Origin of the sequence: Burkholderia sp. SCN-KJ, from assembly GCF_024656005.1 — a bacterium.
Lineage (GTDB): Bacteria > Pseudomonadota > Gammaproteobacteria > Burkholderiales > Burkholderiaceae > Burkholderia.
In genome coordinates, this window is record NZ_JANKOG010000001.1 from 219,299 (window position 1) to 242,570 (window position 23,272).

Here is a 23,272-nt window from a genome sequence, read left to right on the forward strand (position 1 = left end):
CGGATCGTCCACGTTACCCGATCGCCCGCGCCGTGACCGCGCCCTGTCCGGCCACCGCGCCCCCGCCTGCATGAACGCCCTGACCGACGCCCTCCACGACCGGCCTGCCGCATCGGCGCTCAGCCTCGCCGACCGCGCGTACGCGCTGATCCAGCGCGACATCATCACGATGCGCCTGAAGCCGGGCGCCGCGCTCAACGAAGCCGACCTCGTGGCCCGCACCGGCATCGGCCGCACGCCCGTCCATCAGGCCGTCCACCGGCTGGTGCTCGAAGGGCTGCTGTCCGTGATGCCGCGCAAGGGGCTAATGGTGCAACCGCTGTCGCTCGACGACATCGTCGCGGTGATCGACGTGCGCCGCATCAACGAAGCGCATTGCGTCGAACTCGCCGCCCGCCATGCAACGCCCGACGATCTCGCCCGCATGGCCGCGCTGCTCGACGACGGCCAGGCCTGCGTCGACGCGCACGACGTCGAGGGCATGATGGAGCTCGACCGCGCGTTTCATCAGGCGATCGCCGCGGCGGCACGCAACACGGTGCTCGCGGAAATCCTGCGCGCGCTGCACGAGCGCTCGCTGCGCTTCTGGTTCGTCACGCTGTCCGAGCCGCATCACCTGTCCGACGTCCAGCACGAACATCGCGAACTGTTCGAGCGGCTGTCCGCGCGCGACGCCGCCGGCGCGCGCACGGCCGTCGAACGCCACATCGATTCGTTTCGCGCCACCCTTGTCCAACACCTTCGCCCCTGAGCCGCCCATGACCACCTTCACGCCCTTCCCTCCGCTCGCCCAGCTCGCCGCCGACCTCGCCGCCGGCCGGACCACGAGCCGCGCGCTCGTCGACGTCGCGCTCGACCGGATCGCCGATCCGTCCGGCCAGGGTGCCGCCGTCTTCACCGAAGTCGACGCCGACAACGCGCGCGCGGCCGCCGACGCGCACGACCGCCTGCGTGCCGCGGGCACCGTGCTGTCGCCGCTCGCGGGCATCCCCGTATCGGTGAAGGATTTGTTCGACGTCGCGGGCCAGGTGACGCGCGCCGGTTCGCGCGTGCTCGACGGGGCGCCGCCCGCCAAGGCCGACGCGGTCGCCGTCGCGCGGCTCAAGCGCGCGGGCGCGGTGCTGGTCGGCCGCACCAACATGAGCGAGTTCGCGTTCTCGGGGCTCGGGCTGAATCCGCACTTCGGCCATCCGCGCTCCCCGTACCACCGCGACGTGCCGGGCGATGCACGAATTTCCGGCGGCTCGTCGTCGGGCGCGGCCGCGTCCGTCGCCGACGGGATGGCCGCCGTCGCGCTCGGCACCGACACCGGCGGCTCGATCCGCATCCCGGCCGCCCTGTGCGGGCTGACGGGCTTCAAGCCGACCGCGAGCCGGATCCCGACGCAAGGCGGCGTGCCGCTGTCGACCACGCTCGACTCGTTCGGCCCGATCGGCCTGACGGTTGCCTGCTGCGCACTCGTCGACCGGATGCTCGCGGGCCTCGAACCGCACGTGCCGGCCGCGCGGCCGCTCGAAGGCGTGCGGCTCGGCGTGCTGACCAATTATGTGACCGACGGCGTCGACGCCGACGTCGCCGCCGCGCTCGACGCATCGCTCAAGCACCTCGAAGCCGCGGGCGCGATCGTCACGGAAGTGCGCTTTTCCGCGCTCGACCGGCTGCCGGACATCAACCGCTTCGGCTTCTCGCCGATCGAGGCGTACGCGTGGCATCGCCCGCTGCTCGCGCGGCACCGCGATCAATACGACCCGCGCGTGCTGTCGCGCATCCTGAAGGGCGAGCCGGCGAGCGCGGCCGACTATCTCGACCTGCTCGCCGCCCGCCACGCGATGCTGGACGAAGCGGCACACACCGTCTGGTCGCGCTTCGACGCGCTCGTCGCACCGACGGTGCCGGTCGTGCCGCCGCGCATCGCCGAACTCGAAGCGGACGACGCCGCGTTCACGCGCACCAATGCGCTGATCCTGCGCAATCCGAGCGCCTTCAACTTCCTCGACGCATGCGCGCTGTCGCTGCCGTGCCATCCGCGCGACGCGGCGCCGGTCGGCCTGATGCTCGCGGCCGCGCCGTATCGCGACGACGCGCTGCTCGCGATCGGCCAGGCGGTCGAGGCCGTGCTGAACACGATCCGGTGACCGCCCGCGCGGCATGACGGCGGGTAGCGACCGGACGAAGCGGCTACGGCGGGGTGCCGCACGCGTGCTGTCAGTTTCGTGCCAGATCGTTCGCGCTAAAATCGCGCGATTGTTTATCGGACCGACCAACGACAGGAATCCCGCCGACATGAACGACTCCACGCTCGCACTCCGCCGTGAACGCCGCCTGCTGATGCTGCTCGGCTGGGTGTGTATCGCCCTGCTGGCCGGCGCGCTGTATCTGCAGTACGTGAAGAACGAAGATCCGTGCCCGCTGTGCATCATCCAGCGCTACTTCTTCGCGGCGATCGGGATCTTCGCGTTCCTGGCCGCGGGGATGCGCAACTGGCGCGGCATCTGGGTGCTCGAGCTGCTGATCGCGATCGCCGCGGCCGGCGGCGTCGGCACCGCCGCGCGGCACCTGTCGATCCAGATGAATCCGGGCTTCAGCTGCGGCTTCGACACGCTGCAGCCGATCGTCGACAGCCTGCCGCCCGCCCAGTGGTTCCCCGGCATGTTCAAGGTCGCCGGCCTGTGCGAGACGGTCTACCCGCCGATCTTCGGGATCCTGCTGCCCGGCTGGGCACTGATCGGCTTCGCCGTGATCCTGATTGCCGTCGCCGCGAGCCTCTGGCGCCATCGCCGCAAGCTGGCGGGCTGACCGGCCGCGCCGCGCGAACCGGCCGACCGGTCGAGGTCGCGTGGCCGCGTGGCCGCTTCGTCCGGCTCGGCCGACGACACCGGCGCTGCCCCGATGCGGCCGCCCCCCGCCGGCCGCGCGTAAACACCTATCCCCGCCGCCGCCCCGATTCCCGGGCCAACGCGCGTCGCGCGCGATCCGCGCGCACGCCCCGCCACGCATGCGTTTCGGCCCGACGCCCGCGCATCGGCGCCACGATCCCGCGCGGCGGGCCTATGATCGACATGATCGCCGTCTGATAGCCCGGATCACCGCCCGGCAATGTTCCCGCCGCCTTGCGGTGCTATCTTCACGACTGGATGGCGATCTACGTGCGCGAGGCCAGGCGGTCTCACCCCCTGCGTAACGCGCGCCCGATCCGCAATGTCGCCTGGATTCATCATGACAACGCAAACCATCCGCATCCGTCACCCTCATGGCGTCCGCACGTTGCGCGGCGTCGTTCGCGCGCGCCTTCGGCGCACGGCCAGCGCACTGAACCCGTCGTGCGGCCGGCCCGCCTCGCTCCCGTCCGTCCTCGTTGCCGCCGCGCCCGCCAGCCCGCGCCGCGCGTCGTGCCGCATCGTCCCGAACGGAGCGTGCTGATGGAAGCCTGGCTCGGCGATCTGCAGCAACTGCTCGCACACGGCGAAGCGGCCGTGCTCGTGACGGTCGCGCATACCGACGGCTCCGCGCCGCGCGAGGCCGGCACCAAGATGCTCGTCACGCGCGACACGGCCCGCCATACGATCGGCGGCGGTCATCTGGAATGGAAGGCGATCGAGATCGCGCGGCACCTGCTGAAGGACGGCGCGCACGTGCCCCACGCGCGCCGGCTCGAACGGCTCGCGCTCGGCCCGAGCCTCGGCCAGTGCTGCGGCGGCGCAGTCGTGCTCGCGTTCGAGCGGCTCGACGTCGGCGACCTCGGCTGGATCATGTCGCTCGCGAAGCGCGTCGCGGCGGGCGCCGCGACCGTGCGTAGCGTATCATTCGGCCCCTCGCCGGGCGCGCCGCTGCTGAGCGAGCCCGAATCGCCGGCCGCGCGTGCCGATTGCCTGCTGTGGGAAACCGGCGGTGTAGCGCTGATGACCGAAACGATCGCGCCGTATGCGTTCCCCGTCGTGCTATTCGGCGCCGGGCACATCGGCACCGCGCTCGTGAAGGTGCTGGCGACGCTGCCGTGCCAGGTGCGCTGGATCGACGGCCCCGATGCGGTGTTCCCGCCGGCTGAGGCGCTCGCCGGGATCGGCAATCTCGCGATCGACGCGCTTGCCAGCCCGGCCGATGCCGTCGACACGGCGCCGCCGCACGCGTACTTCGTCGTGATGACGCACGACCACGCACTCGATTTCATGCTGGCCGAGCGCATCCTGCGGCGCGGCGACTATGCATACTTCGGGATGACCGGCTCGCACACCAAGCGCGCGCAGTTCGATCATCGGCTGGCGGCGATCGGCATCGACCCGGCCCAGGTCGCGCGGATGCGCTGCCCGATCGGCGTCGAAGGCATCATCGACAAGGCGCCCGAAGTGATCGCGATCTCGGTGGCCGCGCAGTTGCTGCAGGCCGTCGAGGCGAATGCACCCGTGCAGGCTTCCCCCACCTTCTGACCGACCAACAACAACGCCATGACCCCGACATTCAAGGACAAGATCGCCCGCGCTCCGAAAGCGGAGCTGCACATCCATATCGAAGGCTCGCTCGAGCCCGAGCTGATTTTCGCGCTCGCGCAGCGCAACGGCGTGAAGCTCGCGTACGAATCGATCGACGCGCTGCGTGCCGCATACGCGTTCACCGACCTGCAGTCGTTCCTCGACATCTATTACGCGGGCGCGAGCGTGCTGCTGACCGAGCAGGATTTCTACGACATGACGGCCGCGTACTGCGAACGCGCGCTCGCCGACAACGTCGTCCACACCGAGCTGTTCTTCGACCCGCAGACGCACACCGAACGCGGCGTGCCGATCGAGACGGTGGTGGCCGGCATCGACCGCGCGCTCGCCGATGCCGAGCAGCGCGGGCTGTCGAGCAAGCTGATCCTGTGTTTCCTGCGCCACCTGTCGGAAGAAGATGCGCTCGCGACGTTCGACGCCGCGCTGCCGCTGTTCGAACGCTATCGCCATCGGCTGATCGGCGTCGGGCTCGACTCGTCCGAACTCGGCCATCCGCCGACGAAGTTCGCGCGCGTGTTCGAGAAGGCGCGCGCGCTCGGGCTGAAGCTCGTCGCGCATGCGGGCGAGGAAGGCCCGCCCGCCTATATCTACGAAGCGCTCGACGTGCTGAAGGTCGACCGGATCGACCACGGCGTGCGCAGCATCGAGGATGCGGCGCTCGTCGAACGCCTCGCGCGCACGCGCACGGCGCTGACCGTGTGCCCGCTGTCGAACCTGAAGCTGTGCGTGTTCGACGACATGGCGAAGCACACGCTGAAGGCGCTGCTCGATCGCGGCGTCGCGGTGACGATCAACTCCGACGATCCGGCCTATTTCGGCGGCTACGTGAACGACAACTACTTCGCGACGGTCGACGGGCTGCAGCTGACGGACGCCGAAGTGCACGCGGTGATTCGCAACGGCTTCGAGGCGTCGTTCGTCGACGCCGCGCAGCGCGATGCACTGATCGCGCGCCTCGATTCGTACTGGCAGGCCGCGTGACGGCCGGCATCGAGGTTCGCTAGACAGATGAAACACCGCAACGACATTCGCTTCGCGACGACCGGCCCGGCGTTGTGCCGCATCGGCCGCCTGCGTGCGCCGGGCACGCAGGCCGGCATCGCGTCCGTCGTACGCGTGGCGACGGTGTTGTGCGTCGTCGCGCGCCGCAGCCTGCCGCTGCGCGTCGTGCAACGACTGTTGCGGCTCGCGATGCCGGTCGCCGGCGAGCCGGCCGCCGTGATCGCGATCGCCATCGCGATTGCGGCGCTGTCCGCCGGTACGTCGGCCATCGCGGCCACGGCCGCCGCGCTTGCGTGCGCGATCGCAGCGCGCGGCGCCGCCTGCGCGGCTCGCCGCATCGCGCACGCCCGGGCCGCCCCCGCCGCGTCGTCGCCCGCGCGGCACCGACCGTTTTCTTCTGTTCGCCTTACCTTGATGCAGGACCCTTCGTCATGACGCAAACCGCTTTCCGTTCCCAGCTGCTGACCTTCAATGGCGACCCGGCGCAGTCGAGCCAGGCCGCGAACCACGAGACCGACGGCCTCCTGATCGTCGACGACGGCAAGGTCGTCGCGGCCGGCCCGCATGCACGGCTGGCCGCGACGCTCGCGCGCGACGCGGTCGTCCACGACCTGCGCGACAAGCTGATCGTGCCCGGCTTCATCGATACGCACATCCACTATCCGCAGACGGACATGATCGCGTCGCCGGCGCCCGGCCTGCTGCCGTGGCTCGACAAGTACACGTTCCCGACCGAGCGCCAGTTCGGCGATCCGGAACATGCGCGCGAAGTCGCCGACTTCTTCGTCGACGAATTGCTCGCGTGCGGCACGACGAGCGCGCTCGTCTACTGCACCGTGCACAAGCAGTCGGCCGACGCGCTGTTCGCGGCGAGCGACGCGCGCGACCTGCGGATGATCGCGGGCAAGGTGCTGATGGACCGCAACTGCCCCGAGTTCCTGCGCGACACCGCGCAATCGGGCTATGACGACAGCGCCGAGCTGATCGGCCGCTGGCACGGCAAGGGCCGCCAGATGTACGCGCTCACGCCGCGCTTCGCGCCGACCTCCACCGAGGCGCAGCTCGAGGCGTGCAGCGAACTCGCGCGCCGCCATCCGGACGTGTTCGTGCAGAGCCACGTCGCGGAAAACGTCGACGAAGTGAAATGGGCGGCCGAGCTGTTCCCGGGCCACCGCAGCTATCTCGACATCTACGATCGTTACGGGCTGCTGCGCCCGCGCGCGGTGTACGGCCACTGCATCCATCTCGACGACGAGGACCGTCGCCGGATGGCCGAGACGCGCACCGTCGTTGCGCACTGCCCGACGTCGAACTTCTTCCTCGGCAGCGGGCTGTTCGACTTCGACAAGGCCGGCGAATACGACGTGCCCGTCACGCTCGCCACCGACGTCGGCGGCGGCACGTCGTTCTCGATGCTGCAGACGATGAACGAGGCGCACAAGGTGGCGCGGCTGTCGGGCCACCACCTGAGCGCGACGCGGATGTTCTGGCTTGCGACGGCCGGCGCCGCGCAGGCGCTCGATCTCGCCGACACGGTCGGCACGCTCGCGCCGCGCACCGAAGCCGACTTCGTCGTGCTCGACCCGCAGGCCACGCCGCTGCTCGCACGCCGCACGAAGCGCGCGGAGTCGCTCGAGGAACTGCTGTTCGCATTCGCGCTGCTCGGCGACGACCGCGCCGTGTACCGCACGTACGCGGCCGGCCGGCTCGTGCACGAGCGCGGTGCCGCACGCCGCGCCGCCGCGTAACCGACACCTGAGCCTCACCCTGCTCCGACATGCGCTGCGGCGCATGCCGGCGCCGTCGAATTCGCCGCGCGCGGCACGCGCCGTGCTAGAATTCGCCGCTCATTGGGGAGTAGCCGCTCCGCTCGATGTCCCGCGCCCCCGGCGCGCATCGTGACGGAGGCGTCCGTCAACAGACTTGGCCGTTCGGCCATGGCGGGCGCAGCCACCAAGGCCTGGCGAGACCGATGGTTCACTGCGCGCCGCATCAGGGCCCGGCGCGCGGCGGATCGTCGCTCGCACGCACAACATCGGCCCGTGGAACCCCATACGTGTCCCAAGCATTCCTGATCTCCACCGGCGCCGTCGCCCTCGCTGAAATCGGCGACAAGACCCAACTGCTGTCCCTCGTGCTGGCCGCGCGCTATCGCAAGCCCGTGCCGATCATTCTCGGCGTGCTGGTTGCGACGGTCGTGAACCACGGCTTCGCCGGTGCGCTCGGCGAATGGCTCGGCATTCTCGTCACGCCGTCGATCATGCGCTGGGCGCTCGCGTTCTCGTTCATCGCGATGGGCTTGTGGATCCTCGTGCCGGACAAGCTCGATGCGGACGAAGCCAATGCGAACCGCTCGCGGCTCGGCGTGTTCGGCGCGACGCTCGTCGCATTCTTCCTCGCGGAAATGGGCGACAAGACGCAGATCGCAACCGTCGCGCTCGCCGCGCGCTTCCAGGATTACATCGGCGTGGTGGCCGGCACGACCTTCGGGATGATGCTCGCGAACGTGCCCGCGATCCTGCTGGGCGACCGTTTCGCGCACCGCCTGCCGACGAAGCTGGTGCATGGCATCGCGGCCGTGCTGTTCGTCGTGCTGGGGGCGCTGGCGCTGCTGGGCGTCGGCGTCTGACGCACGTACTGCGGAAGCGCGCGGGCAAGTGGCGCGGCCGGGTGGCCGCGCCGGTGTCGATACCGCGTTACTTCGCGACCGCCGCACCCGATGCCGGCGCCGCCGGCACCGCGCGCTCGTTGGCGGCCGGCGCGGCCGGCCCGCCGCGCTTGTCGACCGGCAGCCGCACCGTGCGGATCGCCCCGTTCGACAACGGGAAATCGGCGAGCGCGCTGCGCGCGAGAAACGGCATCGCATACAGCAGCGCGCCGTTGTCGCCCGTGGTGCGCGCGGTCACGTTATAGACCTCCTTGCCGGTCGCGCGCTCGGTGATCCGGATGCCGAGCGTGTAGTCGAACACCTGGTAGGTCTGCGCGACGTAGCCGGCCGGCATCGGCCCCCAGGGCCCCCACGGGCCCCACGGCCCGCCCCGCCAGTACGGCCCCGGCCCCATGAACCACGGGTCGTAGTAGACCGGCTGCGGCACCGTCACCAGATCGCTGCCGACCCCGTAGGCCAGCCCGACCAGATAGCGTGCCTGCGCGGGCGGCACCTGGCGGAACGCATACGCGGACAGTTCGTTCGCGACGATCGGCTCGTAGGTCGACTGCTCGATGCTGTGCTTCTGCGCGTCGCTGCGCGTGAAGGCGTAAGTACGCGTCGCGTCGCTGCCGCTCCAGTCGGAGAAGGCCGTGACCTGGGTCGTCACGTAGCTGGTGCAGCCCGTCAGCAGCGCCACGCACAGCGCCGCCGCCCAGCCCGCACCGCGTTGAATCAATTCATGTTTCATGTCGATCCTCGTCGATCCGTCACCCGCTCGTCGCACCGCGCGAACCGCACGGGATGCCGATAATACGCGGACTGCCGGAACCGGTAAAAAGTTCGCCCGGCACGCGGCCGCAAGCCTTTGTACAATGGCCCGGTTCAGCCGGCCCGCGCTGCGGGCCCGATCCCCACTCCACCGATCTCGACGACCATGTCCGACAACGCCTCCTCCACCGTGATCCGCCGCGCCGACTACACGCCGCCGGCCTTCCTCATCGATTCCGTCGCACTCGAATTCGATCTCGCGCCGGCCCGCACGATCGTCAGGAACACGATGCGCGTGCGCCGCAATCCGGACGCGGCGCCCACCCCGCATCTGGAGCTGATGGGCGAGGCGCTCGAATTCCTCGGCGCACGGCTCGACGGCGCGCCGTATGGTCCGGTGCGCGCGCACGACCACGGGCTGACCGTCGAAAACGTGCCCGATGCGTTCGAGCTTACGCTCGACAGCGCGTGCGCGCCGGACCAGAACACGACGCTGTCCGGCCTGTACGTATCGAGCGGCAACTTCTTCACGCAGTGCGAGGCCGAAGGCTTTCGCCGCATCACCTACTTCCTCGACCGCCCCGACGTGATGGCGTCGTACACCGTCACGCTGCGCGCCGACAAGACCGCGTACCCGGTGCTGCTGTCGAACGGCAATCTCGTCGACTCGGGCGAGCTGGCCGACGGCCGCCACTTCGCGAAATGGGAGGACCCGTTCCGCAAGCCGAGCTACCTGTTCGCGCTCGTCGCGGGCAAGCTCGTCGCGATCGAGGAGAAGATCACGTCCGGCTCCGGCAAGGAGAAGCTGCTGCAGGTGTGGGTCGAACCGGCCGATCTCGACAAGACCCGTCACGCGATGGATTCGCTGATCCATTCGATCCGCTGGGATGAAAAGCGCTTCGGCCTCGAGCTCGATCTCGACCGCTTCATGATCGTCGCAGTCGGCGACTTCAACATGGGCGCGATGGAAAACAAGGGGCTCAACATCTTCAATACGAAGTACGTGCTGGCGAACCCCGAGACCGCGACCGACACCGACTTCGCGAACATCGAATCGGTGGTCGGCCACGAGTACTTCCACAACTGGACCGGCAATCGCGTGACCTGCCGCGACTGGTTCCAGCTGAGCCTGAAGGAAGGGCTGACCGTGTTCCGCGACCAGGAGTTCTCGGCCGACATGGCCGCGGGCGACGACGTCGAGTCAGCGGCCCGCGCGGTCAAGCGCATCGAGGACGTGCGCGTGCTGCGCCAGCTGCAGTTCGCCGAGGATGCGGGCCCGATGGCGCATCCGGTGCGTCCGGAAAGCTACGTCGAGATCAACAACTTCTACACGATGACCGTCTACGAGAAAGGCTCGGAAGTCGTGCGGATGTACCAGACGCTGTTCGGCCGCGACGGCTTCCGCAAGGGGATGGACCTGTACTTCCAGCGCCACGACGGTCAAGCGGTGACGTGCGACGACTTCCGTCACGCGATGGCCGACGCGAACGGGCGCGACCTCGCGCAATTCGAGCGCTGGTACAGCCAGGCCGGCACGCCGCGCGTGTCGGTGCGCACCGCGTACGACGCGGCCGCGCGCCGCTACACGGTCACGCTCGCGCAGGGCTACGGCGACGCGTCGCCGGCCGCGCGCGAGACGCAGCAGGGGCCGCTGCTGATTCCGTTCGCGATCGGCCTGATCGGCCGCGACGGCCGCGACCTGCCGTTGCGCCTCGACGGCGAAGCCGCCGCATCGGGCGCGACGCGCGTGCTCGACTTCACCGACACCGAGCAGACCTTCACGTTCGTCGACGTGCCGGAGGAGCCGCTGCCGTCGCTGCTGCGCAATTTCTCGGCGCCGGTGATCGTCGAATACGACTACGGCGACGACGACCTCGCGTTCCTGCTCGCGCACGACAGCGACCCGTTCAACCGCTGGGAAGCCGGCCAGCGCCTCGCGACACGCGCGCTGCTGACGCTCGCCGCGCGTGCCGCCGCGAACGAGCCGCTCACGCTCGGCGCGAACTTCGTCGCCGCGTTCCGCCGCGTGCTGACCGATGAAAACCTGTCGCCCGCGTTCCGCGAGCTCGCACTGACGCTGCCGTCGGAAACCTATCTGGCCGACCAGATGGCGGAAGCCGATCCCGCTGCCGTGCATCGCGCGCGCCAGTTCGTGCGCCGCCAGCTCGCGACCGCGCTGCGCGCCGAATGGCTCGCCGCGTACGAGCAGCACCAGACGCCGGGCGCGTACGCGCCGACGCCTGAAGCCTCCGGCCGCCGCGCGCTGAAGAACCTCGCGCTCGCGTATCTCGCCGAACTCGAGGATCCGGCCGATGCCGTGCGCATCGCGACCGCGCAGTACGACGCGGCGAACAACATGACCGATCGCGCCGCTGCGCTCGGCGCGCTGCTGTCCGCCGCGGCGGCCGGTGCGAACGACGCGGCCGCGCGCGCGCTCGACGACTTCTACCGCCGCTTCGAAAAGGAAGCGCTCGTGATCGACAAGTGGTTCGCGATGCAGGCCGCGCAGCGCGGCACGCCGGCCCAGCCGACGCTCGCGAAGGTCCGCACGCTGATGGCCCACCCCGCGTTCAACCTGAAGAACCCGAACCGCGCGCGCTCGCTGATCTTCAGCTTCTGCGCGGCGAACCCGGCGCAATTCCACGCGGCGGACGGCTCGGGCTACGCGTTCTGGGCCGAACAGGTGCTCGCGCTCGACGCGATCAACCCGCAGGTCGCCGCGCGCCTCGCCCGCTCGCTCGAACTGTGGCGCCGCTTTACGCCGGCGCTGCGCGACCGGATGCGCGAAGCGCTCGAGCAGGTCGCGGCCGGTGCCAAATCGCGCGACGTGCGCGAGATCGTCGAGAAGGCGCTCGCGTAACGTCACGCGCGCGACTCGCCGCGCGCCAGCGCGAGGAAGCCGGTGCCGCCCCGTTGCGGCGCCGGCTTTTTGTCGTCTGAAGGTTGGCGGGATCGGAGCCGGACCACGCGTTCAGGCCCCCGGTTTTACCGCCGCCGCCGGGCCGATCCGCCGCGCCGCGCACGCCGGAACCCGGCCGAACCGGCCGACCGACCATGTAACCGGACGAAAAAAGGCGGCGGCTCGGGAGGCACGCCGGGTAAAATTGCGGCAATTCAAGGATTCTTTGGCCTCTCGGAGTCTGTCATGTCCATTGCCCGCCGCACCACGCTGTCCAAGTTCCTGATCGAGCAGCAGCGTGAGACCAACAACCTCCCCGCCGACCTCCGCCTGCTGATCGAAGTCGTCGCCCGCGCGTGCAAGGCGATCAGCTACAACGTGTCGAAGGGCGCGCTCGGCGAGGCACTCGGCACCGCCGGCAGCGAGAACGTCCAGGGTGAAGTGCAGAAGAAGCTCGACATCCTGTCGAACGAGATCCTGCTCGACGCGAACGAATGGGGCGGCAACCTCGCCGCGATGGCATCGGAGGAAATGGAAACGTTCTTCCCGATCCCCGCGAACTACCCGCGCGGCGAATACCTGCTCGTGTTCGACCCGCTCGACGGCTCGTCGAACATCGACGTGAACGTGTCGATCGGCACGATCTTCTCGGTACTGCGCTGCCCGGACGGCAAGCAAGCCACCGAGGAATCGTTCCTGCAGCCGGGCACGGAGCAGGTCGCGGCCGGCTACGCGGTGTACGGCCCGCAAACCGTGTTCGTGCTGACGACCGGCAACGGCGTGAACTGCTTCACGCTCGACCGCGAAGTCGGCTCGTGGGTGCTCACGCAAAGCAACATGCAGATCCCGGCCGATACGCGCGAATACGCGATCAACGCATCGAACGCACGCCACTGGTACGAACCGGTCCAGCGCTACGTCAACGAACTGAACGCCGGCAAGGAAGGCCCGCGCGGCGACAACTTCAACATGCGCTGGATCGCGTCGATGGTGGCCGACGTGCACCGGATCCTGAACCGCGGCGGCATCTTCATGTACCCGGCCGACAAGCGCACGCCCGATCGTCCGGGCAAGCTGCGCCTGATGTACGAAGCGAACCCGATGTCGTTCATCGTCGAACAGGCGGGCGGCGCCGCGACGACGGGCACGCAGCGCATCATGGAAGTGCAGCCGACCGGCCTGCACCAGCGCGTGCCGGTGTTCCTCGGTTCGAAGAACGAAGTCGAGCGCGTGACCGGCTATCACAAGGAAGGCGAAGGCAAATAAATTTGCACTGCAGCACTAGACGGAGGTGCGAGACGTCAGTACAATCGCGCCTTCGCGATGTGGCCCTGACAGGCTGCATCGCAGTGAAGTGAAAGCGGAAAGTCCGCCGGATCGAGGGTTTCGCGAAGCAGCGGCAGCAAGCTGAAAAAAATTTCGCAAAACCTATTGCCAAGATCTCGGATTTGACCATATAATTTCATTTCTCTGCTGCCGGTGTAGCTCAGTTGGTAGAGCAGCGCATTCGTAATGCGAAGGTCGTAGGTTCGACTCCTATCTCCGGCACCAAGATATAAAGGCCTGACAAGCATCGCTTGTCAGGCCTTTTCTCTTTTCCGGCCGCAATTCCGATCCCAGCCACGATTTCCGATACGCGAAGTCGTGCGCCACCCTCACCGTCATTTCCGCTTGCGGGCATCCCCCGACTCCCGCACCGCGCGCCGCCGATTACAATCGCCGGACCACCGGCCCCTCCCCAGCATCATGCGCACCTGGCGTCTCGAGCGACCGAACCTCGGCGGACAACTGGACGTGTCCCGTGCGACCGGTCTCGTCGCCGCGATCGGCGGCAGCGAGCCGAACGCGTTCGCCGCGGAAATCCTGAAGCTGTTCGACGATGCGCTGGCCGTCACGCAGTGCACGATCTTCGCGTACGAGTTCGGCAACCGGCCGCGCACCGTCTCGGTCGCCGATCATCGCGGCGGCCGCTACCTGCGCGACGTTGCCGACACCTATGCGCGCCATTTCTATGCGCTCGACGGCAACCAGCAGATCGTCTCGGCCGCCGGTCGCCGCACGCAGCGCCGCGACGTGCTGCTGCACCAGCAGGCCGGCGACGAGATCGGCAACGACGCGTATCGCACGGCCTGCTACCGCGGCCCCGATGTCTCGGATCGCCTCGCGTTGCTGATGCAGCCGAACGACTCGACCTGGCTGTCGATCAATCTGTATCGCGCGCACCGCAGCGGCACGTTCCAGCCGCGCGAGATCACGGCCATCGAAACGCTCGCACCGCTGATCGCGCAGGCCGCGCAGCATCACTATGCGCTCGCGGGCTCGGCGCAGATCGGCATCCCGCAACAGATGCTCGCGCGGCTGCGCGGCGCATGCCCGACACTGTCCAAGCGCGAACTCGACGTGCTGCGCGGCGTGCTCGAAGGCCAGACCGCGCAGGAGATCGGCGAGACGATCGGCGTGAAGGCTTCGAGTGTCGTCACCTATCAGAAGCGCGCATACCGGCGCCTCGGCATCTCGAGCCAGCGCCAGCTGTTCGCGCTGTGCCTGCAACCCTGAACTTCGATTGCCGATCCTGAACGCGTCGGGGTAAATCGCGGCCTGCCGCCAGCCGTTCGCCGTACCCGGAATGGGGACAGCGGTGTCCGGCGCGGCTTCCATACTGCATCCAACCTGCCGCACGCATCGCGTCGCCGAGCGTGCGCGTTCGATCAGCGCAACCTGGAAGCCAACGATGGGCATCGAATTCAAACCCTACCCGTTCGTCGCCGTGCGTCATCCCCCGCACCTGCCGACCTGCAGCGCCGGTGTCGATACGCAGCGGCACCGCGTCGCGATCGTCGGCGGCGGCCCGGTGGGCCTCGCTGTCGCACTCGGCCTCGCCAATCACGGCATCCGCAGCGTGCTGCTCGAAGCCGATGATTCGGTCTGTCACGGCAGCCGCGCGATCTGCATCTCGCGACGCAGCCTCGAGATCATCGAGCGGCTCGGCGCGCTCGACAGCTTCATGCGCGTCGGACTGCCGTGGAGCGGCGGACGCAGCTTCCATCGTCACGACGAAGTGCTGCATTTCACGATGCCGCAGGACGAGAACCAGAAGCTGCCGCCGATGGTGAACCTCGCGCAGTATCACATCGAGCAGTTCCTGCTCGATGCCGCGCTGCGCCGCCCCGAGCTCATCGAGATCCGCTGGCAGACGAAAGTCGCGGGCGTCACGCAGCACCCGGACGGCGCGCGCCTCGACGTCGATACGCCGCTCGGCCGCTATGCACTCGATGCCGACTGGGTCGTCGCAAGCGACGGCGGGCGCAGCACGATACGCGATGCGCTCGGACTGTCGCTGCAGGGCACAAGCTATGAAGGCCGCTACGTGATCGTCGACATCTCGCTCGACAGCGACCGGCCGACCGAGCGGCTCGCGTACTTCGACCCGGCGTCGAACCCCGGCTCGACGGTACTCGTGCACAAGCAGCCGGACAACGTGTGGCGGATCGACTATCAACTGCGCGACGATGAGGATCCCGAAGCGTCCGTGAAACCCGAGAACGTGATCCCGCGCGTGCAGAGCCTGCTCGACATGATGGGCGAGCGCGGCGACTGGTCGCCGATCTGGATCACGATCTACAAGGCGAACGCGCTGACGCTCGAACGCTATCGGCACGGCCGCGTGCTGTTCTGCGGCGACGCCGCGCACCTCGTGCCGATCTTCGGCGTGCGTGGCGCGAACTCGGGCATCGACGACGCCGACAACGTCGCGTGGAAACTCGCGTACGTGATTCGCGGCCTCGCGTCGGACGCGCTGCTCGACAGCTATTCGGACGAGCGCGTGTTCGCGACGCACGAGAACCTGCGCTACGGCACCAGGAGCACCGAGTTCATGGCGCCGCCGTCGTTCGCGTTCGACCTGATGCGCAAGGCCGTGCTGACGCTCGCGGTCCGGCATCCGGCGTTGCGTTCGCTGATCAATCCGCGCCAGACGTCGGCCATCGCGTACACGGCGTCACCGCTCAATGCGGACGAGCGCGATGCGTTTTCGGCCGGGCCGTCGCCCGGCATGGTACTCGCGGAATGTCCGCTGATGCTGCACGCGTCGGGCGACATCGGCACCGACGAAGGCACGCGTCGCGGCCACCTGACGGATCTCGTCGGTCCGCGTTTCACCGCGTTCCGCTTCATGCGCGACGGTGCGCCCGATCCGTCGTTCGCTGGTCTCGAACGACACCTGCACGACGCCGGCATACCGTTCGCACTGGTCACGCTCGCACGGCACGCGGCACCGCAACAGTCGGGATGCGGCGGCTACGATGCCGACGGCCGGCTGTTCGACCTGTACGGCGCGCGCGACGGCACCGTCTATCTCGTACGTCCGGACGGACACGTGCTCGGCCGCTGGCACGATGCACGCGCCGCCGACCTGACTGCCGCACTCGAACGTGCGCTGCACCCGCGCACGTCATCCGATATTCAGGAGAACACATGATGACCGACACCGAGCGCGACATCCTCTACACCGACCTGTGCCGCACGATGACCGGCATCGGCGCAATCGATGCGCCGCTCTTTCTCGCCCGCTTCGCGTTGCTGGCGATCGAGGCGATCGGCGATACAGGAATCGTCACCCGCCTGATTGCCGACGCCGGCGACGGCCTGCCCGACACGGGCACACCGGCGCCGACGCACGGACGATGACGCATGACGCATGACGCACCACCGCGCGGCCCATCCTTACAGATTCATTTCGAATGACAGACGAATCCTCTGGAAAAACCCGTTAAGGGTGCATAACATTACTTAACGATTCCGACCCGTCTATCGCGTTACATTGCGTGGGCGGCGCGGCGGGTCGCATGCCGCCTTCATGCAGGTTGCGGCGAAACAGCCGACGTCCGGTCATTTCGACTCAACACAAGGAGAGGATCACCATGACTCATGGCTTGATTATGTGGCTCATCATCGGCGCGATCGCCGGCTGGCTGGCGGGCGTGCTCGTCAAGGGCGGCGGGTTCGGCCTGATCGTCGACATCATCGTCGGTATCGTCGGCGCGGTGATCGGCGGCTGGCTGGCCGGGCTGCTCGGCATCACCCTCGGCAGCGGCTTCATCGGCTCGGTGATCGTCGCGGTCATCGGCGCCGTGATCCTGCTGTTCGTGATCCGCCTGTTCAGGCGCGCGGCCTGACGATCTTCTCGCGCGCCTTCGGGCGCGCTTTCGTTCGTTTCATCGAAGCGGCGCGCGGGGCATCCCCCGCGCCGCCGTCCGTTTCAGCGGCGCGTGCCGCGCTGCAACCAGCCGTCGAGCACGTCGGTCGTCAGCAAGCCGCTGCGCGCGTCGCGTGCGCCATCGCGACCGATCCACATGGTACGCGGCATTTCTCCCCGCCATCCCGCATCGAGCGCCGCCCGCAGACGCTCGGGCATCGGCTCGGCGTTCGCATACTGCGCGACCTGCGGCGGCCGGTTCATTTGCGCGAGCGCCTGTGCGATTGCCGCACCGTTGTCGTCGTACGCGTCCATCGAGACCATCGCGAGCGGCTGCTTCTGTTGCGCCGGCGCGGCCTGCGTGCTCATGTGCGCCGCATGCGGATCGGCGGCTTTCGGTGCGTCGTGCGCACCTGCAGGCGACAGCGCCGCGAGCCACAGCGCGCAGCCTGCCGCGAGCGATTTCACAGCGACCATTTCAGTTCTCCAAAGAACGTGCGGCCCGGATACGGATGGAACACGTAGTAGCGGCGGTCCGTCAGGTTGTCGATGCCGACCGACGCAGTCCAGTGACGATCGAACCGGTAACGCGCCTTCAGGTCGACGACCGTGAAGATGCTCGTGCCGCCGTACACGTCCGGATTCACGTCGCTGTTGTCGAGCGTGTTGAACTGGCGCCCCGAGTAGCGGACGCCGACGCTCGCGAGCCAGTGCTCGTCGAAGCGGTACGACGCGAGCAAGTTCGCGCGCATGCGCGGGATGCGCGGAAAGCGCGAGCCGACGTACGCGGGATTCGCGGTGTCGGCCAGGATCTGCGCGTTGCTTGCCGACACGTTCGCGTCGATGTCGAGCCCGCGCAGCCCGACGTTCTGGCCGCTGAATGCGAGCTCGACGCCGCGCACGCGCACGCGATCGACGTTCGAGATGTTGGTGACGGTCGACGCGCCCGACACCGTCGTCTGGCTGTAGATCGAATCGCGCAGGTCGCTCTGGAACACGCTCGCACGCACGACGCCGACGCCCACGTCGCGCTCGGCCGTGAAGTCCCAGTCGATCGCCTTTTCCGGCCGCAGGTTCGGGTTGTTGTTGACGATCGCGTTGTTCGAGATCGTGCCCTGGAACAGCTCGCCGACCGTCGGGAAGCGGGTGCCGGTCGCGAACGACAGCCGGAAACGCCAGACGTCCGTCGCGTCCCATTGCAGCGCGACTTTCGGCGACAGCGCATTCGCGCCGCGGTCCGCGTAGTCGAGCGTGCCGTTCGCGTTGCCGAGCGCGCCGCCGTACGCATCCCAGCGCTCGTAGCGCAGGCCGAGGGTCGCGAGCCAGCCGGGCGCGAAACGCCACGCGTCCTGCGCGAACAGAGCCTGCGTGCGCGTGTCGCCCCGGTAGACGCTCGCGAGCGACGTACTCGGCCCGGCCAGCCAGTCGGCCGTGTTGTACGTGACGTTGCGCAGGAAATAGTTGTCGTAGTGATAGCCGAACGTGAGCGCGTGTCCCTTCACTTCCGGCGCCTCGGCCTTCAGGTCGAACGTGCGCCAGCCGGTGCCGTCGCCCTGGAACAGCGTGCCCGCCCCGCCCTGCACGGTCGATGCCGCGCGCAGCACGTCGCGCGACACGTCGTAGGCGGAAACCACGCCAGACAGCCGCCAGCCCGAATCGAGCCGGCCGTTCAGCCCGAGCGCGTACAGCCAGTTCTCCTGGTCGCCGCGCTGCGGCGCGAACGCGCTCGGCGCGACGGTCACGTTCCGGCCGCCGAGCGACACGTTGCCGCCGTACACGGGATTGCCGGCCGCGTCGCGCAGGAAGGTTTCGCCGTGCTGCCGGAAATGATTCTCCCAGTGCCCGAGCGTCAGTGTCGCGTCGACGCGGTCCGTGAACGCATAGCCCATCCGGACCGTCTCGTTGAGCTGCTCGGTCCGCTCGATGTTCTGCGCACCGACGATCGTGCGCGGCTTGCCGTTGGGGCCGATGTCGGTGGCCGCGCCCGTCACGGGCACCGCGGCACCGAGCCGCGGGTTGTAGGTGGCGTTGGGGCTCGCATATTGCATCGGCTGGCCGTCGTTCTCCAGCCGGTCGAGCGACAGCGAGAACCAGAACTTGCCGACGCGGTTCGCGATCCGCGCGGTCTGGTGATTGCCGCCGAAGCTGTCCGCGAATCCATAGCCGTCGTGATAGCGCTGCGTAAAGAACTGCGTCGACAGGGACGCCTCGAGCTTGTCGGGTCGCCGCGTCGTCAGCAGCACGGTCGAGCCGATCGCGTTGCCGGGATACAGCGCGGAAAAGGGGCCATACAGCACGTCGACGCGCGCGATATCGTCGGGCGCGATCAGCGACCAGCGCGGCGGGTACGCATAGCTCGAGCCGAGCAGGTTCGACAGCAGCAGGCCGTCGGCGTACACGAGCCCGCGCGCGCTCTGCAGTTCGTTGAAGTCGCGGCCGGCGAACACGCTGTTGCGGTCGCCGATGTAGCGCCTGCGAACCATCAGGTTGGGCGCGTACTTCAGCGCGTCCTCGGTGGTGACGTTGGTGTGCGCGTCGATCTGCTCGCGCGTGATCGACTCGACGACGGCCGGCGTGTCCGGATCGACGGGTTGCCGCCGGGCGGTGACGCTGACGGCGGTCAGCATGTCGCCCGCGGAGGCGACCGCGGCGACCGGTGCGGCACGGCCGGCCGGGTTGCCGGCGCCGGCGGGCATTGGGTCGGCGGATGCGCCATCGATCGAGGCCGCCTGTGCGGCCGGCCAGACAAAAGCGGCCGCGCAGGCGAGCGCGAGCCGGCCGCGCGAGGGCCGCGCGGCGAAGGTGAACGACATGGATGAATTCCTGAAAACGTGACCGGACGCCGCCGGACGCAAGCCAACGCGCCGCGCGCAGACGGCACTGCGCGCGGACCGGGCCGCGGGCGGCACGCGCGCCACCGGGGCGCGCGAACGATATCAATCAGATCGGGACGTTTTCAGGCGGACCGCGCGGCTGCGCGAGACGGATGCCCGTGCGGGGAACATCGGGAACGGCCGGGGCGGCCGCCCGGTACGCGAACGCGCGCACGAAAGCCGGCAACGCGGGCAGGCTCGTGCCGAGCGCGACGTTCGCCGCGAAGCCGGGACAGTACACGCAGTGCGGCACGCCGGCATGGTCGAACGACGCCGCGCCGCGGTCGTCGCCGGACTGCGCGAGGACGACCTGGCGAGCGCCTGCCGCACTGCACAACTCGAGCGTGAGCCCGCCGGAACCGCTCGATGCGAGACGCGCGTAGCCGACGACGGGCGACAGTACGTTCAGTACCAGCGCCAGCCATACGAGGCCGATCCATCGCGTCGTTCGTTTCATCGCGGTCCAGGAAAAAGTGCGCGCAAGTATAGCAAGCGGCCGATTGTTGCCGACCACGCAGGGTGTGATAGTCGGCATCGCGGGGCGCGCAGCAGCGCATGTGCCGTTAATACAACAGAGACAAAATCTAACGATTCGCCACTGGCATAAATCCAAGCGCGAGGTTGATAATCATTGAACCCGCTGGAGAAACGACCATGGACGAAAGACCAACCCGCATGCCCCCGCCCGAGCAAGTGATGAGCCCGGATCCGGAACCCGTCGGCGTGGAATTCCTCGCCGAATTGCCCGAGCACGTCCGGGCATTCTTCGACGAGCAGCACAAGCTGTACTCGCCGAAGTGAACCTACGTTCCGTTCTGTAACCGCCACGTGTCGATCGATATCGTGCGGTTCATCGCTGCGTTTTCGGCGCAGATCGCTTCGCACCCGGGCTGCAACGGCCTGACGGTGCTGAATCAGCGCGTCCGCTGATTCTTCTGTCGCGTCGTTCCGCCGCGCGACTGTCTTCGTCTATCCTTCTGGTTTTCCACCTCCGGCCCGTCCGGCTCTCCCCTCTCCCGATCGTTCCGATGAAACAAGCCATTCGTGCCAGCGTCGCTGTCGCCGCGCTCGGCGTCGCCTTTTTTTCGTCACCGCATATCGCGCGCGCGGACGGCGACGACACGGCGCTCACCAATCTCGTCGCGCTCGCATCGCAGCGGCTCGCGCTTGCCGAACCCGTCGCACGATGGAAGTGGGCAAACCACCAGGCGATCGAGGATCGGCCGCGCGAAGCGGCACTGCTCGCATCGGTGGAGAAGCGCGCCGCACAGTCCGGCGTGGATCCGGCGTTCGCGCGCACGTTTTTCGAGGATCAGATCGCGGCCAGCAAGGACGTGCAGAATGCGCTCTTTGCAAAGTGGCGCGCGACGCAGCCGCCGGAAGGCACGCCGCCCGACCTCGCGACCAGCACGCGGCCGGCGCTCGACCAGCTCACGCAAAAGATGCTGACGGGCCTCGCGCAAGTCACACCGCTGCGCGACGCACCCGACTGCCAGGCGCGGCTCGCACGCAGCATCGCGAACTGGAAGACGCTCACGCGCTACGACTCCACCCAGACGCAGGCGCTCGGCACCGCGCTGTCGCACGTCTGCGCCGCAGGCGGCGCCAGCGCGATCGGCTGACGGCTGACGGCCATGGCGTCACGCGCCGCAGCCCGCGCTGCTCAGTCGGCAGGCGTCAGTGCGATCGGCTGACGGCTGACGGCCATGGCGTCGCGCGCCACAGCCCGCGCTGCTCAGTCGGCAGGCGTCAGTGCGATCGGCTGACGGCTGAGAGCCATGGCGTCGCGCGCCACAGCCCGCGCTGCTCAGTCGGCAGGCGTCAGTGCAGCGAGCGGAATGAGTTGCAGGCCGCGCGCGAGATGCGTCTGCAGAAGACGATGGGTATGGGGTTCGAACGCGCCGTCCGCGCCGTCGGCCACGAGCCGCACGGCCGCGTCGAGCGATTCGGCCGTACCGAGGTAGCACCAGCCGTCGATCACGTGAAACAGGCGGCGCTCGCCGCTCGCTTCGAAAGCGACCGCACCGTCGAACGGCCAGGGCGCATTGCCCGCACGGGCATGATCGGCTGCGGGACGCCGGTTGTATGACGGACGCAGGCGGGCGATCCACTGCGCTTCGGCGAGCATCGCACCCAGTTCGTTGCCGGTCTCCCGCCACTCGACCCGCCGTACCTGCTGCGCAATCCGCATTTCCTTCGACGAGCGCCGCTCGCCGGTCAGCAGCGCGCGCAAGCGCTGCCGCACGCGCACGCTGCGGCCGACATACAGCGCTTGGTCGTCCTCCCCGAACAGCGCGTACGCGCCGCATCCGGCCGGCGCGGTATCGAGCCACGCTTCGGTCATGCCGCCCGCGAGACGGAAGTGGCGCGTCGTGCGCGCAATCTGGTCGCGCAGACGCTCGAGCGGCACGATCTCGTGCAATTGCCGCCAGAACTGCCAAAGGAGATCGGCATCCGCGAGTGCCCGGTGGCGGGCGGCCGGAACGAGGCCATGCCGCTCGATCAGCGCATCAAGTCCGTGCCGCGCCTCGCGCGGAAACAGCGCGCGCGACAGGCGCACCGTGCACAGCACGTCCGGATTGAACGCGATGCCGGCGCGCTCGAATTCGGCGCGCAGGAAGCCACGGTCGAAGCTCGCGTTGTGCGCGACGAACAGCTTGCCGTCGAGCCGCTCGAACAGCGCGGGCGCGAGCGACGCAAACGACGGCGCGTCGCGCACCATCTCGTCGGAAATGCCCGTCAGCTGCTGGATGAACGGCGGAATCGACTGTCCCGGATTGACCAGCGTCGTCCATGTCGATACGCCGAGCGGACCGATTTCGACCACGCCGATTTCAGTGATGCGGTGCTCGGCGGACGAGCCACCGGTGGTTTCGAGGTCGACGAAGACGAGCGGCTGGTCGCAGGCGGAATCTGACGGACGGGAATCGGACATGAAAAGACGGGGGAAACGATGCTTTCGTGAGTATGCACCGGCAGGCGTGTTCGCGACCAGCCCGAACCCGAATCGATTCGCCGGCCGCCGGTTTTCGTGCCCCGGAAAGCAAAAAGCCCCCGCGATGCGGGGGCCGGACGTGTCGGCGAAGCGTGGCGCGTCAGACCGCCTGGATATTCGCTGCCTGCTTGCCTTTCGGCCCGACTTTCACGTCAAAGGAAACGCGCTGGTTTTCCTTCAGCGTTTTGAAGCCGTCCATCCGGATTTCGGAAAAGTGCGCAAACAAATCTTCGCCGCCATTGTCGGACGTAATAAAGCCGAAACCTTTAGCATCGTTAAACCATTTTACGATACCGGTATCCATACCTTCGTTCCCCACTCGTTTAGATCAAAAAAGCTATTGTTTATAGCCGCTTCCCGAAATCCCGCAACGGCGCGCCGACACTCCCCCCAGCGCTCCGCCC

General features: G+C 68.4%; 22 protein-coding genes, 1 tRNA gene and 1 riboswitch. Of the genes, 17 read left to right on the plus strand and 6 right to left on the minus strand.

From position 1 onward, the window contains the following. Positions 1–70: 70 nt before the first annotated feature. From NQV17_RS01025 to NQV17_RS01060, 8 genes are all read left to right on the plus strand, one after another. A complete protein-coding gene (locus NQV17_RS01025; RefSeq protein WP_257768019.1) occupies positions 71–751 on the plus strand; it encodes a GntR family transcriptional regulator in 681 nt (226 codons plus the stop codon). 7 nt (positions 752–758) lie between these two features. After that, on the plus strand, positions 759–2,135 hold the full coding sequence (locus NQV17_RS01030) for an amidase (protein WP_257768021.1): 1,377 nt from the start codon (positions 759–761) through the stop codon (positions 2,133–2,135). 148 nt (positions 2,136–2,283) lie between these two features. Further along, positions 2,284–2,796 carry a disulfide bond formation protein B gene (locus NQV17_RS01035; protein WP_257768023.1) on the plus strand — a complete coding sequence of 171 codons (513 nt, stop codon included), beginning with the start codon at positions 2,284–2,286 and terminating at the stop codon, positions 2,794–2,796. Positions 2,797–3,419: 623 nt separating this feature from the next. Beyond that, positions 3,420–4,424, plus strand: a complete 1,005-nt coding sequence (xdhC, locus tag NQV17_RS01040) for a xanthine dehydrogenase accessory protein XdhC (protein ID WP_257768025.1) — start codon at positions 3,420–3,422, stop codon at positions 4,422–4,424. An 18-nt stretch (positions 4,425–4,442) separates the two neighbouring features. Beyond that, on the plus strand, positions 4,443–5,468 hold the full coding sequence (locus tag NQV17_RS01045) for an adenosine deaminase (protein ID WP_257768027.1): 1,026 nt from the start codon (positions 4,443–4,445) through the stop codon (positions 5,466–5,468). Between the two features lie 27 nt (positions 5,469–5,495). Then, positions 5,496–5,924, plus strand: coding sequence for a hypothetical protein (locus tag NQV17_RS01050; protein WP_257768029.1), 429 nt, complete (start codon positions 5,496–5,498; stop codon positions 5,922–5,924). Next, positions 5,921–7,237, plus strand: coding sequence for a guanine deaminase (guaD, locus tag NQV17_RS01055; protein WP_044848552.1), 1,317 nt, complete (start codon positions 5,921–5,923; stop codon positions 7,235–7,237). Before NQV17_RS01050 ends, guaD begins: the two co-directional genes overlap by 4 nt. Positions 7,238–7,329: 92 nt before the next feature. Further along, positions 7,330–7,467: riboswitch (yybP-ykoY riboswitch) on the plus strand. A 78-nt stretch (positions 7,468–7,545) separates the two neighbouring features. Further along, positions 7,546–8,118, plus strand: coding sequence for a TMEM165/GDT1 family protein (locus NQV17_RS01060; protein WP_044848551.1), 573 nt, complete (start codon positions 7,546–7,548; stop codon positions 8,116–8,118). 67 nt (positions 8,119–8,185) lie between these two features. On the opposite strand, the gene NQV17_RS01065 is transcribed toward NQV17_RS01060, so the two are convergent. Then, a complete protein-coding gene (locus NQV17_RS01065) occupies positions 8,186–8,887 on the minus strand; it encodes a DUF4136 domain-containing protein (protein WP_257768033.1) in 702 nt (233 codons plus the stop codon). 186 nt (positions 8,888–9,073) lie between these two features. On the opposite strand from NQV17_RS01065, the gene pepN reads away from it, so the two are divergent. The 7 genes from pepN (at position 9,074) to NQV17_RS01100 (ending at position 16,980) form a co-directional block, all read left to right on the plus strand. Next, positions 9,074–11,767: an aminopeptidase N gene (pepN, locus tag NQV17_RS01070; protein ID WP_257768035.1), complete on the plus strand. Its 2,694-nt coding sequence runs from the start codon at positions 9,074–9,076 to the stop codon at positions 11,765–11,767. Between the two features lie 285 nt (positions 11,768–12,052). Further along, a complete protein-coding gene (locus NQV17_RS01075) occupies positions 12,053–13,072 on the plus strand; it encodes a class 1 fructose-bisphosphatase (RefSeq protein ID WP_257768037.1) in 1,020 nt (339 codons plus the stop codon). Between the two features lie 209 nt (positions 13,073–13,281). Beyond that, positions 13,282–13,357: transfer RNA gene (locus NQV17_RS01080), tRNA-Thr, on the plus strand. Between the two features lie 195 nt (positions 13,358–13,552). After that, on the plus strand, positions 13,553–14,362 hold the full coding sequence (locus tag NQV17_RS01085) for a LuxR C-terminal-related transcriptional regulator (RefSeq protein WP_257768039.1): 810 nt from the start codon (positions 13,553–13,555) through the stop codon (positions 14,360–14,362). Between the two features lie 175 nt (positions 14,363–14,537). Then, positions 14,538–16,283 (plus strand): FAD-dependent oxidoreductase, encoded by a 1,746-nt coding sequence (locus NQV17_RS01090; RefSeq protein ID WP_257768041.1) that lies wholly within the window; start codon positions 14,538–14,540, stop codon positions 16,281–16,283. Beyond that, positions 16,280–16,492, plus strand: coding sequence for a hypothetical protein (locus NQV17_RS01095; protein ID WP_257768043.1), 213 nt, complete (start codon positions 16,280–16,282; stop codon positions 16,490–16,492). Before NQV17_RS01090 ends, NQV17_RS01095 begins: the two co-directional genes overlap by 4 nt. Before the next feature lie 233 nt (positions 16,493–16,725). Further along, positions 16,726–16,980: a GlsB/YeaQ/YmgE family stress response membrane protein gene (locus NQV17_RS01100; protein WP_044848544.1), complete on the plus strand. Its 255-nt coding sequence runs from the start codon at positions 16,726–16,728 to the stop codon at positions 16,978–16,980. An 83-nt stretch (positions 16,981–17,063) separates the two neighbouring features. Here NQV17_RS01100 and NQV17_RS01105 read toward each other — a convergent pair whose 3' ends face one another. The 3 genes from NQV17_RS01105 to NQV17_RS01115 all read right to left on the minus strand — a co-directional run bounded on the left by NQV17_RS01105 (position 17,064) and on the right by NQV17_RS01115 (position 20,330). Continuing rightward, on the minus strand, positions 17,064–17,477 hold the full coding sequence (locus NQV17_RS01105; protein ID WP_257768045.1) for a TlpA family protein disulfide reductase: 414 nt from the start codon (positions 17,475–17,477) through the stop codon (positions 17,064–17,066). Then, on the minus strand, positions 17,465–19,813 hold the full coding sequence (locus tag NQV17_RS01110) for a TonB-dependent receptor (protein WP_257768047.1): 2,349 nt from the start codon (positions 19,811–19,813) through the stop codon (positions 17,465–17,467). Before NQV17_RS01110 ends, NQV17_RS01105 begins: the two co-directional genes overlap by 13 nt. Before the next feature lie 127 nt (positions 19,814–19,940). Then, complete coding sequence (locus tag NQV17_RS01115; RefSeq protein ID WP_257768049.1) at positions 19,941–20,330, minus strand: DUF2946 domain-containing protein; 390 nt, start codon at positions 20,328–20,330, stop codon at positions 19,941–19,943. A 197-nt stretch (positions 20,331–20,527) separates the two neighbouring features. Between NQV17_RS01115 and NQV17_RS01120 the strand changes: the two genes are divergently transcribed. After that, positions 20,528–20,674, plus strand: a complete 147-nt coding sequence (locus NQV17_RS01120; protein WP_009690993.1) for a hypothetical protein — start codon at positions 20,528–20,530, stop codon at positions 20,672–20,674. A 227-nt stretch (positions 20,675–20,901) separates the two neighbouring features. After that, positions 20,902–21,495, plus strand: coding sequence for a chorismate mutase (locus tag NQV17_RS01125; RefSeq protein ID WP_257768051.1), 594 nt, complete (start codon positions 20,902–20,904; stop codon positions 21,493–21,495). A 185-nt stretch (positions 21,496–21,680) separates the two neighbouring features. On the opposite strand, the gene NQV17_RS01130 is transcribed toward NQV17_RS01125, so the two are convergent. Both NQV17_RS01130 and NQV17_RS01135 read right to left on the minus strand, forming a co-directional pair. After that, positions 21,681–22,808: an exonuclease domain-containing protein gene (locus NQV17_RS01130; protein WP_257768053.1), complete on the minus strand. Its 1,128-nt coding sequence runs from the start codon at positions 22,806–22,808 to the stop codon at positions 21,681–21,683. A gap of 160 nt (positions 22,809–22,968) precedes the next feature. Further along, positions 22,969–23,172, minus strand: a complete 204-nt coding sequence (locus NQV17_RS01135) for a cold-shock protein (protein WP_006476615.1) — start codon at positions 23,170–23,172, stop codon at positions 22,969–22,971. Between the last annotated feature and the right edge of the window lie 100 nt (positions 23,173–23,272).